We start from the raw sequence: 13,473 nt of genomic DNA, 5'->3' as shown, positions 1-13,473 counted from the left end.
ATATATTCATCGTACATGAAAAAGTGAATAATCATCTTCATCAGAAAAATAATTAACCTGATCTTTTGTCAAGAGCCACCAGTATAGAAACAATTACAGTTAAAAATTTGTGCGAGTTAAGCTGATGACGTATCTAAATTACCTGTTACGTCCAGAACCCTATTTAGAAATCTTTGTCAAGTACAATTTATATCAAATTGGGTGAGCTTACCCTGCATACCAAATAGGTTTTTAATATTATGATTAACCCCCGAGTTATGGATTATTTCTCCCCATTCGCTGCCCCTTCTCCCCGCTCTCCTATATCTTTTAAATAGGATTTAGTATCACTCCTCCTCATTTCCTCAAAATCTTTTCCCATTTAGGGCCTTTAATCTCTCCTTTTCAAGGATAATTGGCTAGGGGCAATAAATATTAGGATGAGGTTCGGGATTTTGAGGAGGAGGGGATTTAGTTAAATAATCTTTGCAGAAAAGTGCTTTGATCCCGCAGAAAAACCTGAGCGCAATTGCGCCCCGGCATTCCCGAAATTGAGCCGCCGGGGTGAGTTCCTGCCCCAGTTAAATAAAGGTTTTTAATGGGGGTTTTGTAGTTAGCTATTTCTGGCAAAGGACGCAGGAAAATCATCTGATCTAAGGTCATATCAAGATGATAGTAATTACCTTTATAGGAACCCAAACGATTAGCTAATTCGGCCGGACTTTCCACCCGACGGGCAATAATGGCGGATTTGAGATTTGGGGCATAATCGGCCAGTTTATCAAGAACTCGATCGGCCACGCGATTTTTTAATTCTTCCGTCCATCCCGTGCCGTTTAATCCTGTTCCCTCGGCCCCGGCAATCTGATAGGGGGCAAAAAATTCGATCCAGAGGGTATGCTTGCCCTGGGGAGCCATGGAGGGATCGAGAATAGTGGGGACATCTAGGTACATCGAGGGATTTTCGTCGGGAATCTGCCCCAAAATCGTTAAAGCGTGGGCCTGTTCAACGTGACGCACGGAATCGGCGATGAGAATCGTTCCCTGTAAATACTCCTCTTTGTGATCGTAAGCCTCGAACCTTGGCGCTTCGGCGAGGGCGCAATCAATTTTAAGAATTGTTTCATTGTTATTGACAATTCGCCGTTCTACCCTTTCTCGCAATTCTGGATCGGCGGCATCCACATCGGCGGGGGCGACTAACTGTAAAAACACTCGTCTAGCGTCAATATTAGAGATAACAGCCGCTTTGGCCAGATATTCCTGTCCAGAGTCCACCCTAACACCGATCGCTTGTCCTTCCTCGATTAGAATCTGTTTAACTTTCTGCTCGGTTAAAATCACCCCACCGAGACTGACAACACATTTCACCAGAGCCTCAGTTAGTGCGCCTGTACCACCACGAGGGCGAGCCACCCCGGGGGAATGACGCATCGCCATCATCATCATCCCGGAGGTAATGCCTTTTTGGGAGGGAGGAGCGCCAATTTCTGCCGCTAGACGAGCCAGGGGTGCTTTGACAAATTCGCTCTCAAACCACTCATTGAGGACATCTTCGGGGGAAGTAATCATCGTGCGGATGAAGTCGAGCAGTTTCTTTTTCGAGCCGATCGCTTTCCAGACACTAGCTAAGGCACTAGAGTTATAATTGCGGGCGATTCTGAGCAAATCTTGGGGCGGAGCGTTAAACCAAGGACCGATCGCATTCATCAACTGTCCCCAATAGTCGATAAACTGAAGGTAGCGATCGGCATCTCGCCGACAAAACTGGGCAATTGCGGCGTGAGTTTTTTCCAGAGAGCGATAGGAAAGAAAATATTGGCCGGAGGGATGGGGACAGAAAACGGTAGGATCAAAGAATAAATACTCTAATCCGTGGCGTTTTAGCTCTAATTCCTCAATTACCGGCCCCAAAAAAATAAATTCGTGATCGATCGCACAGAGATTAAACTTAAAATCGGGGGCTAGATCTGGGATAACCGCTTCTGTGGTTGCCGCTCCTCCTGGTACGCTACGCTGTTCGAGAAGGAGGACGCGATAACCGGCTTTGAGGAGATAGGCGGCACAAACTAAACCATTATGCCCCGCACCGATGAGGATGACATCGTAACTTTCCATACAGTTTCAAAAATTCCTATTTTTAATTTTGCGCTTTTCTTGACCCTAATATGTTAAAAATAGTTAAAGATTGGCTGCTATCAGCAGATTTCAGCGAGCAGTTATCAGTGAGCAGGTAGAAAACATTTAATTTTTCCTTTTTTTTATGAGTTCTGCGATTAAAGTTATTCAACCATCCGGTATTTTAGATGGCAACCAAGCCAGCCAATTTCGCCAAGAAATTGCCGAAGCCGTGCAGGAAGGGTCAGAGGTTATTATCGTTGATTTCAAGAATGTCACCTTTATGGATAGTTCTGGTTTAGGGGCGCTAGTTTTATCCTTAAAAACCGTACGTTCTGCGGGGGGTAACATTTTTATCTGCTCGATTAATGATCAGATAAAAATGTTATTTGAATTGACCGATATGGATCGAGTTTTTGAAATTTTTAATAACCGAGAAGAATTAGAACAAAAAATCCTCGGAAGTTAATTAAGTAGTCGTGCAAAATTAATTTATTGGTTGGGATAGGCAAAAGGCAAGAGGCAAAAGCTTTATCGAAATGTGTAATTAATTTTGCTTAGGTACTTAACGAAAATCCACCTGCATGATCGAAAGATCATCCTTAAAATTACCATCAAATTGTAAAGCTTGAATCTTTTCAATAAAATTATCGAGATTTTTAGCATAATTACCGTGATAATTTCGCAAAGATTGAATAAAGTTCTCCAGTCCCCACATCCTACCATCAGCACAATCGATCTCGTAAATTCCATCGCTAAAAAGATAAAGGCTACTGGGGAAATTCAGGCATTTAACCTGATTAATATATTCCGCTTCCGGAAACATCCCGATGGGAAAACCGGGGGCTTTCAGTCTGGTTTCAATCATCTGGCCAAAAGGTTTTTGAGTCAGGAGAACTGCCGGGGGATGACCGGCACTGGCATAGGTTAACTGTTGTTGTTTCCGATCATAAATTCCGTACCAAATAGTAAAATATTTATCATTCTTAGGGCTGATTTGATAAATTTGATTTAACCCATGTAAAACCTGATTAGGTTGATAGTAATTCACCTGAGTTAAACCACGGGAACGGAGTAAATTAATCACCGAAAGGGAAGGTAAAGCCGCTCGCAACCCATGGCCAGCCACATCTAAAAGATATAACATCAAATGGTCATTATCTAACCAATAATAATCAAAGCCATCACCCCCCAATCGACGAGAAGGAAGGAAGCGAAAATCGATAGCAAGTTTTCGAGAAATAAAAGGTTCTGGTAACAGCGATCGCACATATGCCGCCGCCTCCGCTAACTCCATTTCTAGTAATTGTTTTTGCGCTTGCAGATCATGACTTAATTGATGCAAACGCATTCCCGCCCGCACGCGCGCTCTTAACTCATTAATCTCGATCGGTTTACACAAAAAATCATCCGCCCCCGCATCCAATCCCTTCACCCGATCCGCCACCGATCCCAAAGAAGTTAAAAGGATAAAAAAAGTCGTTGACAGTTGGGGATTGAGCTTAATTTGCCGGCAAACTTCCAACCCATCGATCCCCGGCATCATCCAATCACAAATAATCATCGCTGGTTTTAGTTGCCCCGCTTGCTTTAATCCTTCTTCCCCATCACTGGCAACAAAAACCTCGTATTCCTTCCGCAAAGCGCGGCTCAAAAACGTTTGAATTACTCCATCATCATCAATTACTAGAATTCGTACCATCTTTATTTGTGACTTGACTATCTCAATCTTACTGCCTACCCCCGACCCCCTGACAGATGACTTTGCTTGTCCCTCAACCAGGGATTAAATCCAGAATCGAGCTAACACATCAGTCATAGTTTGGGAAAAATGGTATAACTTCTAGCGTAAGGCATTGGAGAGGTAAGCCGGGGGTGAAGATTTCTTTTCAGGTAGATAGCGATCTCAGGTCCTTAGATACCGTTTTAAAATATTTTGAGCAACTTGAACCGGCGGGCATTCCCCAAAAAGCCTGGCTCCAGTGTCAGCTTGCTCTTGCCGAAGGTTTTACCAATGCTGTCCGTCACGCTCACCGACACCTCCCCCCCGAAATTCCGATCGAGATCGAGATTGAGATTACCCCTCACCAGATGGAAATTCGCATCTGGGATCGGGGTTCCGTCTTCGATTTAGAGGACTTTATCGAGAAAAACGCCTATCATGACTATAGTTTCTCTGGTCATGGGCAAGGACTGCCGATCCTCCAAAAAATCGCCGATCAACTCAGTTATACTCGCAGCGAAGATCAGCGCAACTGTCTGTTAATTATTAAACAATTTTCCCGCCATGAATCCGATCGCACCCCTCGTTTCTCCTAGTTGGTTAGTTAACAATCTCGATCGCCCCGATCTGATGGTTATTGACTGTCGTTTTCAATTAAATGATCCCGATCTCGGTTATCAAGAGTATTTAGCCAATCATATTGAAAATGCCTTCTATTTACACCTCGATCGCGATTTATCGGCTCCCGTTGCCCGTCATGGCGGCCGTCATCCTTTGCCGAATCCGCAGACGATAGCCGCTAAATTAAGCTCTTTAGGGGTGATTTCCAGCCAAACCCATATTATCGCCTACGATGCCTCCCGTTTTGCCTTTGCCAGTCGTCTCTGGTGGTTATTACGTTATCTCGGTCATGAACGAGTCAGCATTCTCGATGGTGGTTGGCAAAATTGGTTAAATGCCGGTTATCCCGTCTCTAATCAGATACCTGTGCCAAAAACCGGCGCTTTTCTCCCCCAAGTTCGAGAGGATTGGGTAGTCACGATCGAGGAGGTGAAAAGGCAAAAAGAGCAAGCGGGAGTGGTGTTAATTGATGCCAGGGAAAGCGATCGCTATCGGGGCGAAAGGGAACCGATCGATCCGATCGCCGGCCACATCGAGGGGGCGCTTAATTATCCCTGGTTGGAAGTCACCGATAGTCAGGGTTTTTCTCAACCCCTGGCCCAGCAAAAACAACGTTGGCAAGAGCGGCAAGGCGATCGAGAAATTATCCTCTACTGTGGTTCGGGAGTGACAGCCTGTGTCAATATCCTTTCCCTTACCCTAGCCGGATACGACAATGTTAAGCTATATTCTGGAGGTTGGAGTGATTGGTGTTCCTACCTGATCTAACCAGCCTTGTTGATACCCATCTATCGAGAAAGATTATCAAAATGACCTAATTACTGTACAATCCCCCTATTATCACTTTTAATTATTCCCAAACTATTATCTAGTTTGTCTCCCAGACAAAAAAGCTAATTTTTATTTTAGTTGCTATCTTTTTGCTCTCAAATCACCGCTATTCCTCAAAGAATAGTCGTTTTCCCCCGTAAAATTACTAAAAAGTAATTTTATAGTTAAACTCTATAAAAAATTAGGTATGTATTTTGTATGACAGAAGCCGGTCTTTGTCATTGTAATGGTGGCGGCCGTCCGAAAGATCGCCTTTCGATTTTTGTGGATGGCAATAATATGTTTTATGCTCAACAAAAAAATGGTTGGTTTTTTGACCCGCGCAAGGTGTTAAATTACTTCACCAACGACCCAAATATTATGTTAATTAATGCCTTTTGGTACACGGGTTTAAAAGATTCCCAAGATCAAAGAGGTTTTCGCGATGCTTTAATTAGTTTGGGTTATACGGTGAGAACAAAAATTTTGAAAGAATATTATGATGATAGTTCCGGTCGTTTTTCCCAGAAAGCTAATTTAGACATCGAAATTGTCGTCGATATGTTTAATACCGTCGATCAATACGATCGAGTGATTTTATTTAGCGGTGATGGCGATTTTGAACGAGCGATCGAACTATTGCGCTCTAAAAATACTCATATTACCGTAGTTTCTACGGAAGGGATGATCGCTAGGGAATTACGCAACGCCACCGATCGCTATATTGACCTGAATGATATTCGCAAAGATATCGAAAAAAGTGATTATTAACCGGCCGTTGTGTCTTTAAACCGGCTATTTATCACCTTTTTCTTTATTGGTAGTCCTCACCCCAACCCCTCTCCCAGAAGGGGATAGGTGAGGCAATTAACCATCTCTTGTTTATTTTTCCTTGAGTCGAAATAGTAAAAACTGATTGACCTGATTCGGATTAAAATTATCATCACTGACTAAAATCAAAGAGCGACTGCCATCAGCTAATCTTGGACCGAGGGTCATTCCTTCCAAATTATCTAAATCAATCCCCAAAGTCCCTAAATCTAGTAATAATTTTTTCCGCAAGGGTTGCACCTGTAAAGCTTCTAATTCCCCCGGTATCCGAGCAATTTTCGACGTATCAGTGGCACTCCCATTAACTACCTGAAATAGTTTCGCTCCAAAACCTTCTAAACCAAAAGTTCGCTCTAAACTGAGAAAATAACCCTCTTTTTCTAAAGCTAATAATTCCGTTAAACCGTAGTATCTCGCACCACTGGGTGGCTCATCTAACACATACAATTGTTCTGATACTAACACAGGCGCACCAATCGGATCGATCACATAATGAAGAAGTCGCACTCTGAGATTTTCTGCTCTTTTTCCCGTGGGACTATCTTGAATTAAAGCGTTTTCTGTGGCAGTAAACAAACGAAAAGGATCGTCTTTGAGGGTGCTGGTAATCCCTAAAGTTAAGGATTCAAACCCTAAATTATCCTCTATTCCTTTTTGATTGCTATCATCCGGTAAAAAGCGATTAGGAATTAACAAAGACTCCTTTAATTGTCCCTGCAAATCAAATTCAGCAATAAAAGGAGCAATTCCCTGTTTAACCGCACCTTCACTGGAAATAAACAAAGTTTGTCGGGGCGAAAAAGCGATACCTTCCGGGTCGATCGATCCCTTTTTAAAAGTTTCTCCCTTGCCATCTTTTAGGAACGTGACTGCCTCTAAATTCACTTTTTCGATTTTTTCATCATTTATCTGCAAACTGGCCCGATAAAAGCGGGACGGAGCTTTCTGAGAACGATCATCACTGAGGAGATAAAAGCGGTTATTGGCACGATCATAGGTAATTGCCGATAATCCCCCCACCCTTGTCTCCTGATAATCCGCTTCTGGTAATTGATATTCTCCCAAAAACTCGACCGAGAGGGGTAGAAACATTCGTTGTTCTGCTAAAACTTGCGGGGAGACACCACAGGCAGCCAGACTAAAGGTTACAATCAAACTAGCAATTAAACCCAAAATTGGGAAACGCAAATTTTCGGCAGTCAGTCTCTTATAGAATCGATCGATCACAAAATATCATCCTCTACTACGCTCCTATCAATCTATTATGCTACGTTTTTCTCTCAGTTTATGGCTCTGTTTGATCGGTACTTCCCTTCCTCTCCTAGCACAAACAGAAACCCCTGCACCCAATCCCCTCGAAACTCCCCTAAAAAGTCCTTTATTACCCGGAATTGATCGCCCTTTAACTCCCTTAGAGCGTCGTCAACTGTTATTATACATCGATCAACGCGATGCTGAAGCTCAAGCTAAATACGATGCGGGATTAAATGAGGAAGCTTTTCCTATCTGGTATGAAGTGATTAAATTAAATCGTTATTTAGGGGCCAAAGAAGAAGTAAAATCTTTGGGAAAAGTGGGGTTAGCAGCTTGGAATCGAGATCGAACCGAGGATGTTAAATTAATTACTGCTCGTTTAAAAGCTCTGCAACAAACCGCAGAAACTAACCAGACAATGGACGGGGAGTTATTAGCATTATTAGGTACATCCTATCAACAGGTACGAGCTTTTAATGAGGCGATAATTATCTATGATAAAATTCTAGCTAATGGCAGACAATCTGGTGATAATGTGGCAGTAGAAGCAACTCTAAATCAACTTGGTCAAATTCATTTATCCCGTTTTGATTATCAAAAAGCAGCCCCAGTCTATGAGGAATTATTAACTATTTCTAAGGCGCAGAATAATTCTTTAACTCAAGGAATTTATTTGCAAAGACTAGCAGAAATTTATCGAGAATCTTGGCAACCAGCTAACGCCGTGAAAATTAAAGAAGAAATAGCTGAAACCCAGATCAGAAATCAGCAAATACAGTTAATCCCCGCTCTAAAAATTCAAATTGGTTTAGATTACCAAGCTTTAAAAGATGCAAATAAAGCCAGCCAAAACTTTCAAGAAGCCTATTCTCTCGCTTTTGCTTTACAACAGTACGGCACCGCAGGAGAAGCTTTAAATAAGTTAGCCGAACTTTATAAAAGTTATCAACAGGTAGATTATGCTTTACAAATCTATCAAGAATTAATTAAAGTCCATGAATTGGGTTATAATTACTACGGTTTAATGAATACCTACGATCAAATCGGTCAAATTTATCTAGAGAGAAAAAATTATCCCCAAGCTTTACTCGCTTTCCAAAAAGGTGCGGAATTAGCCCAAGCTATCCGTTATCGTGAACAATATTTTCAAACCCAAATCACCCAAGTTAATCAAGCAATAAATAATCCTGAACAGTGATCTTTAAGTCTTTGAATAGTTAACTAATGGACAGAGAAATGGGGAAATGGGGACTAAGAAATATCTTCCCCAACACCCTAAAACCCTAAAAACCTAAAACCCCAACACCCTCAAACCCAAAACCCAACCCACCAATGGAAAATTCCTATTCTCAATTAACCGAAGACTTGCTGAAATTGCTGCAACGCTTGCCGCAGTTGAAAGATGGTAAATGGATTCAAAGAGCTCTGGAAGCAATAGTCAGAATTGCCGAGGAGGAAATCGATCGCCTCGATTGGAAAATTTTAACCTACGCGATCGAAGATCTAGAAAAGGGATTTCAGGTATTTTACCCCTACCGTCACATTCGTAAACTGACCATTTTTGGCTCGGCACGCATCAAACCCGACAGCAGTGAATACCGTCTCGCAGTAGAATTCGCACGCCGTATCAGTCAATACGGTTTTATGGTGTTAACTGGTGCTGGGGGTGGCATCATGCAAGCAGGGAATGAAGGTGCTGGACGGGAAAATTCCTTCGGATTAAATATTCAGCTACCCTTTGAACAGGGGGCTAATCCTTATATCATAAATGATGCCAAATTAATCGATTTTAAATATTTCTTTACCAGAAAACTATTTTTTCTGCGGGAAAGTGACGCAGTAGCTTTATTCCCCGGTGGTTTTGGCACCCAAGATGAGGCCTTTGAGACGCTTACCCTCTGTCAAACCGGTAAATACGGACCTGCACCCCTAGTATTAATTGATGAGCCTGATGGGGATTACTGGCAAACTTGGCAAGAACAAATTAGTGAAAATCTGCAAAAAAGAGGACTGATATCCGCTGAAGATCGGAATTTTTATACAATTACCAACGATCTAGACTACGCTTGTCAAACAATTCGCCACTTCTATCGGGTGTATCACTCCAGCCGTTTTGTGGGAGAATCCTTTGTTATTCGTCTTAATCACGAACTAAGCGGGGAACAGATCGAACAAATTAACCAAAACTTCGGCGATATCCTAGTTAAGGGGAAAATCGCACCTAGTCAAATTCTAGAACGAGAGAATCGGGATTCCAGCCACCATTTACCTCGTCTAGTTTTTTACTTCAACGGCAAGAGTTACGGACGCTTGTATCAATTAATTGATCACATCAACGATTTGAGTCCTGTAGTTGCCCTAGAAGAGCATCCCGATAGAAAATAAACCCTAGGCCAGAGTTTCCGGACAGTATCCTAAACCTTTAGTAAATTGTTGCCGAAAAGCCTCTATATCTTGCTGATCCGGGGTACCATGGGACACAATCGCCACTTGATAGCGACGCATGACATCAATAGGAGATTGTCCCGTTTCCAAACTCCAAAAAACCATCTGGAGACGCATTTCCGGTTGATAGGGAATCCCTAACTCATTCATGTAGGCGCGAAAATCCCCGTGTTGGCAAGGAGTCAGCATTTGATTAAACTTCACCTTGACCACCCAACCGTTAATCTGATGGATAACCGTCATCACGGAGGAGGGCAGATGAGTCATCGATCGCAGGTATTCGGTGACTCGTAGCGTTAAACTAGCATTAGCAAGAAAATAGAGATAGTCCATAGTGGCCGCTGGGCTATTGGCTAATAGTCACAATTAGTGTTATATCTCTAGTCTGACGATAAACCGTCCCATACACCAAGGGGAGAAATCCCCGATTTCTTGAAGTTCGCCTGGGTAGAATTACCCAACTTTTGCGAAGATCTTTATGATGACAATGACGATGACCCCTGACCAATTACTCTCCAGCTACGATTATCACCTTCCTCCGGAGTTAATTGCCCAAAATCCCGCAGAAACCCGAGACAGTTCCCGTCTTTTGGTGGTAGATTCTCCCAATAGTCATAATTTGGCTATTTTTCGGGATTTACCCACTTGGTTAGAGTCGGGGGATTTGCTGGTTTTCAACGATACCCGCGTGATTCCGGCCCGTTTATTTGGACGTAAAACCACGGGCGCCCCCGTAGAAATATTACTATTAGAAGAACAAGATGACCATCGTTGGTTATCTCTGGTGAAACCGGGAAAACGCTTTAAAGTCGGTTCAGAAGTCCTTTTTTATCCGAAAACAGGGCCGACGGAAGACAAAGAAAAATTATGGTTAGCGAAAGTAATCGACCGAGATCTGAACACCGGTGGTCGTCTGCTGCAATTTCAACGTCATCCCAGGCGCAGTTTTTGGGATATGTTGGAGGAGTACGGTCATATTCCTTTCCCCCCCTACGTCACCGAATCAGAGGCGGAAGAAGACCGTTATCAAACAGTTTACGCTGATAAACAGGGTTCTGTGGCCGCTCCCACGGCTGGATTACATTTTACTCCCGAATTATTCCATAAGCTCGCCCAGAAGGGTATAGATACCGCCTATATCACCCTTCATGTAGGAGTGGGAACCTTTCGCCCCGTGGAAGTGGAAAATATTACAGAACACCTAATGCACCAAGAATTTTTGCAGATTTCCGCCGAAACTGCCGAAAAAATCGCCCAAACAAAGGCTAGAGGTGGCCGGGTTATCGCCGTGGGAACCACGGTAGCTCGCGCCTTGGAAGGGGCAATTAAAGAAAGTAAGAGCGAGAAATTAACCGCTTTTCAGGGAAAAACGAATTTATTTGTCTATCCTGGTTATCAATGGCGGGTTATCGACGGCATGATCACTAATTTTCACCTACCCAAGTCCAGTTTGATGATGTTAGTCAGTGCCTTAATCGGACGGGAAAGACTACTGGCATTGTATCAAGCAGCTATCCAAGAGCGTTTCCGTTTCTATTCCTTCGGTGACGCTATGTTAATCCTACCCAGCGCTCGCAGCAGCAATCGGTAAGTAGTTGCACAAAATTACCTTCATACCCCAGAAAGAAGGAGGAGCAGAACTGCGGAAAGGGCAACAGGAAAAGCCAAAATATGTGTAAGCTGCCCGCGCATCTAAATTGGTCTAGGTCAATTATCGAACCACCTTTGGCCTGTTGTCTATCCTAACCAAGAAATGAAAAGAAAAGATGTTAAAATCGGTCGCCGCTATTCTAGCAAACCCCTGCAAATATTTGTAATTATTGCCTTTATCGCCGCCGCTCCCTTTGCTATTTTTTATCTTATTGCCTTGGCTTATCTCTGGCAAGGCGATCAACTTTTGGCCGCGGGGGAGAAGGAATCGGCTCTGTCTGCCTACCGAACAGTTTTATCTTTTCACGAAAATTCGGGCCAAGCCCATATAAAAATTGCTCAGGTCTTACAAAGTCAAAAACGCTATTCTGAAGCCTTAAAAGCCTATAATCATGGCTTTATCGTTAACGATAAACCAGCGATGGAACCCTCCCTAAGTAATCATTTAGTAGCTTTGGGAGATATCTTCGCCCAAGAGGAAAAATGGTCTGAGGCGATCGATGCTTACCAAAAAGCAATTATGATTAAACCAACTTTTAAAGCGCAATTTCAGCTAGGAAAAGCCCTCTATAGTTTACAACGTTGGGATGAGGCGGCGAAAGCTCTGCAAGCAGCGGTTTTTCTCGATCCTAGTCAGGGAAAAGCCTATTTTTATCTGGGAAAGGCCTACAGTGAACAGCAACTCTGGCAAGAGGCCAGTTATGCCTATGAGCAAGCTCTAGAATTGATACCTAGTCAGGGTGAAACCTACAAAAAATTAGGAGAAACCCTAGCAAAACAGGGAAAATGGGAGCAAGCGGGGCAAATATATCGACAGGCTTTAGTTTACGCTCCTAAAGATGGGGATATTTATAATTATTTAGGTAAAGCTTTAGCAGAACAGGGAAAACTAGGGGAAGCGATGGCAGCTTTTCAACAGGCGCGCCAAATTAGCCCCAAAAATGCCGAGATTTACGAAAATCTCTGTTATATCTATATCAATAGCGGTCAGATCGATGAGGGTCTAAATTGGTGTCGGCAGGCCGTAGAAATCGATCCCAATTTATCAGAAGTTAGATTTATTTTACAGGAAATCCAACGGGGGCGATTAATTCATGATCATCCCGAATTATTAAAAATGCCAGAGATAATTCCCAGTGTTAAGAGTGATCCTCTGGTGAATTTAAAACGCTCAATTGTTAAAATTGTCATTCGCGGCAAAAATAACAATGGTATCGGCACGGGTTGGTTATTAAAACGAGATCAAGATAGAGCTTGGATCGTGACTAATCGCCATGTGGTGACGAATTCCCGTCAGGAAATCGATGCAGGGTCCCGCATTTTTGTCGAGTATTATAGCCAACCACCCCAGGGGAAAATCCGCAAGCGTTCAAAAGCTAAAATTCTCCACACTACCCCCGCTGACGACTGGCTCGATTTAGCAGTATTAGAGGTAAAAAATCCCCCCCCAGACTTAAAACCTTTAGCTTTAGCACCCCTACCAATTGCCGCTAATCAACCAGTAATCTCGATCGGTAATCCTTTTAATCAAAAAGATTGGACTGTCAGCAAAGGCACGGTTAATGATCATAACGAAAAATCCTTAAGTTTGTCCATGTTTGTCGTTTCTGGACAGTCGGGAAGTCCAGTTTTAAACGATAAAAATCAAGTGGTGGGAGTGATTTCTCAAGCGAGTTTATTTTGTGATGATCCCTCCACTCCTAAACCCCTGGAAAATGCCGTTAGATTGGGCTGCGGTTTCGCGATTCCCATTGACAGAGTGCGAGAAAGGTTAAGGGAGTGGGAATTATAAATTATGAATTATAAATTATGAATGATGAATTGGGGAGTGGGGGAGTGGGAAGTGGGGAGAATACATAAAAGCTGTCTCCTGTCTCCTGTCTCCTGTCTCCTGTTTACTGTTTAACGTCAGTTCGGGATAAGGGAGGAAAGAAAAGGCGGGGGCTAGTAAGCTGAAAAATATATAAACTCAGCACCCCCAACCCATCTATGTCTAGTCTAGAAGCTCTTTTCTGTCATGTCGACGACTTCTGCCGTGTATT

General features: G+C 43.0%; 12 protein-coding genes. 8 read left to right on the top strand and 4 right to left on the bottom strand.

The window, feature by feature from the left end; all coding sequences use genetic code 11:
* Window positions 1–450: 450 nt before the first annotated feature.
* Window positions 451–2,097 carry a beta-carotene ketolase CrtO gene (gene crtO / locus IM475_RS09115; RefSeq protein ID WP_287656712.1) on the bottom strand — a complete coding sequence of 549 codons (1,647 nt, stop codon included), beginning with the start codon at window positions 2,095–2,097 and terminating at the stop codon, window positions 451–453.
* A 145-nt stretch (window positions 2,098–2,242) separates the two neighbouring features.
* Between crtO and IM475_RS09110 the strand changes: the two genes are divergently transcribed.
* Complete coding sequence (locus tag IM475_RS09110) at window positions 2,243–2,566, top strand: STAS domain-containing protein (RefSeq protein WP_287727349.1); 324 nt, start codon at window positions 2,243–2,245, stop codon at window positions 2,564–2,566.
* A gap of 96 nt (window positions 2,567–2,662) precedes the next feature.
* Here the strand turns inward: IM475_RS09110 and IM475_RS09105 are convergent, their stop codons facing one another.
* Entirely contained in the window at window positions 2,663–3,799 is a 1,137-nt protein-coding gene (locus IM475_RS09105; protein WP_287727348.1) for a SpoIIE family protein phosphatase, read from the bottom strand.
* A 173-nt stretch (window positions 3,800–3,972) separates the two neighbouring features.
* On the opposite strand from IM475_RS09105, the gene IM475_RS09100 reads away from it, so the two are divergent.
* The 3 genes from IM475_RS09100 (at window position 3,973) to IM475_RS09090 (ending at window position 6,022) form a co-directional block, all read left to right on the top strand.
* Complete coding sequence (locus IM475_RS09100) at window positions 3,973–4,416, top strand: ATP-binding protein (RefSeq protein ID WP_287727347.1); 444 nt, start codon at window positions 3,973–3,975, stop codon at window positions 4,414–4,416.
* On the top strand, window positions 4,385–5,209 hold the full coding sequence (locus IM475_RS09095) for a sulfurtransferase (RefSeq protein ID WP_287656702.1): 825 nt from the start codon (window positions 4,385–4,387) through the stop codon (window positions 5,207–5,209). The genes IM475_RS09100 and IM475_RS09095 overlap by 32 nt, the downstream gene beginning before the upstream one ends.
* A gap of 261 nt (window positions 5,210–5,470) precedes the next feature.
* Window positions 5,471–6,022: a LabA-like NYN domain-containing protein gene (locus IM475_RS09090; protein WP_002764933.1), complete on the top strand. Its 552-nt coding sequence runs from the start codon at window positions 5,471–5,473 to the stop codon at window positions 6,020–6,022.
* A 111-nt stretch (window positions 6,023–6,133) separates the two neighbouring features.
* Here IM475_RS09090 and IM475_RS09085 read toward each other — a convergent pair whose 3' ends face one another.
* The gene (locus tag IM475_RS09085) at window positions 6,134–7,309 is read right to left on the bottom strand and encodes an esterase-like activity of phytase family protein (RefSeq protein ID WP_287727346.1); all 1,176 of its coding nucleotides are present in this window, start codon (window positions 7,307–7,309) and stop codon (window positions 6,134–6,136) included.
* A gap of 37 nt (window positions 7,310–7,346) precedes the next feature.
* Between IM475_RS09085 and IM475_RS09080 the strand changes: the two genes are divergently transcribed.
* Both IM475_RS09080 and IM475_RS09075 read left to right on the top strand, forming a co-directional pair.
* Complete coding sequence (locus tag IM475_RS09080; protein WP_287727345.1) at window positions 7,347–8,534, top strand: tetratricopeptide repeat protein; 1,188 nt, start codon at window positions 7,347–7,349, stop codon at window positions 8,532–8,534.
* A gap of 134 nt (window positions 8,535–8,668) precedes the next feature.
* Complete coding sequence (locus IM475_RS09075; protein ID WP_287727344.1) at window positions 8,669–9,721, top strand: LOG family protein; 1,053 nt, start codon at window positions 8,669–8,671, stop codon at window positions 9,719–9,721.
* Window positions 9,722–9,724: 3 nt separating this feature from the next.
* Here IM475_RS09075 and IM475_RS09070 read toward each other — a convergent pair whose 3' ends face one another.
* A complete protein-coding gene (locus tag IM475_RS09070) occupies window positions 9,725–10,114 on the bottom strand; it encodes a hypothetical protein (RefSeq protein ID WP_002733765.1) in 390 nt (129 codons plus the stop codon).
* Window positions 10,115–10,274: 160 nt separating this feature from the next.
* On the opposite strand from IM475_RS09070, the gene queA reads away from it, so the two are divergent.
* Window positions 10,275–11,372 (top strand): tRNA preQ1(34) S-adenosylmethionine ribosyltransferase-isomerase QueA, encoded by a 1,098-nt coding sequence (gene queA, locus IM475_RS09065; RefSeq protein WP_287727356.1) that lies wholly within the window; start codon window positions 10,275–10,277, stop codon window positions 11,370–11,372.
* A 162-nt stretch (window positions 11,373–11,534) separates the two neighbouring features.
* A complete protein-coding gene (locus tag IM475_RS09060) occupies window positions 11,535–13,223 on the top strand; it encodes a serine protease (protein ID WP_287727343.1) in 1,689 nt (562 codons plus the stop codon).
* The last annotated feature ends 250 nt before the right edge of the window (window positions 13,224–13,473 follow it).

Source organism: Microcystis sp. M061S2, assembly GCF_020245605.1.
Lineage (GTDB): Bacteria > Cyanobacteriota > Cyanobacteriia > Cyanobacteriales > Microcystaceae > Microcystis.
The sequence above is the reverse complement of the archived record's forward strand: the minus strand, read 5'-3'. Positions and strand labels throughout refer to the sequence as shown.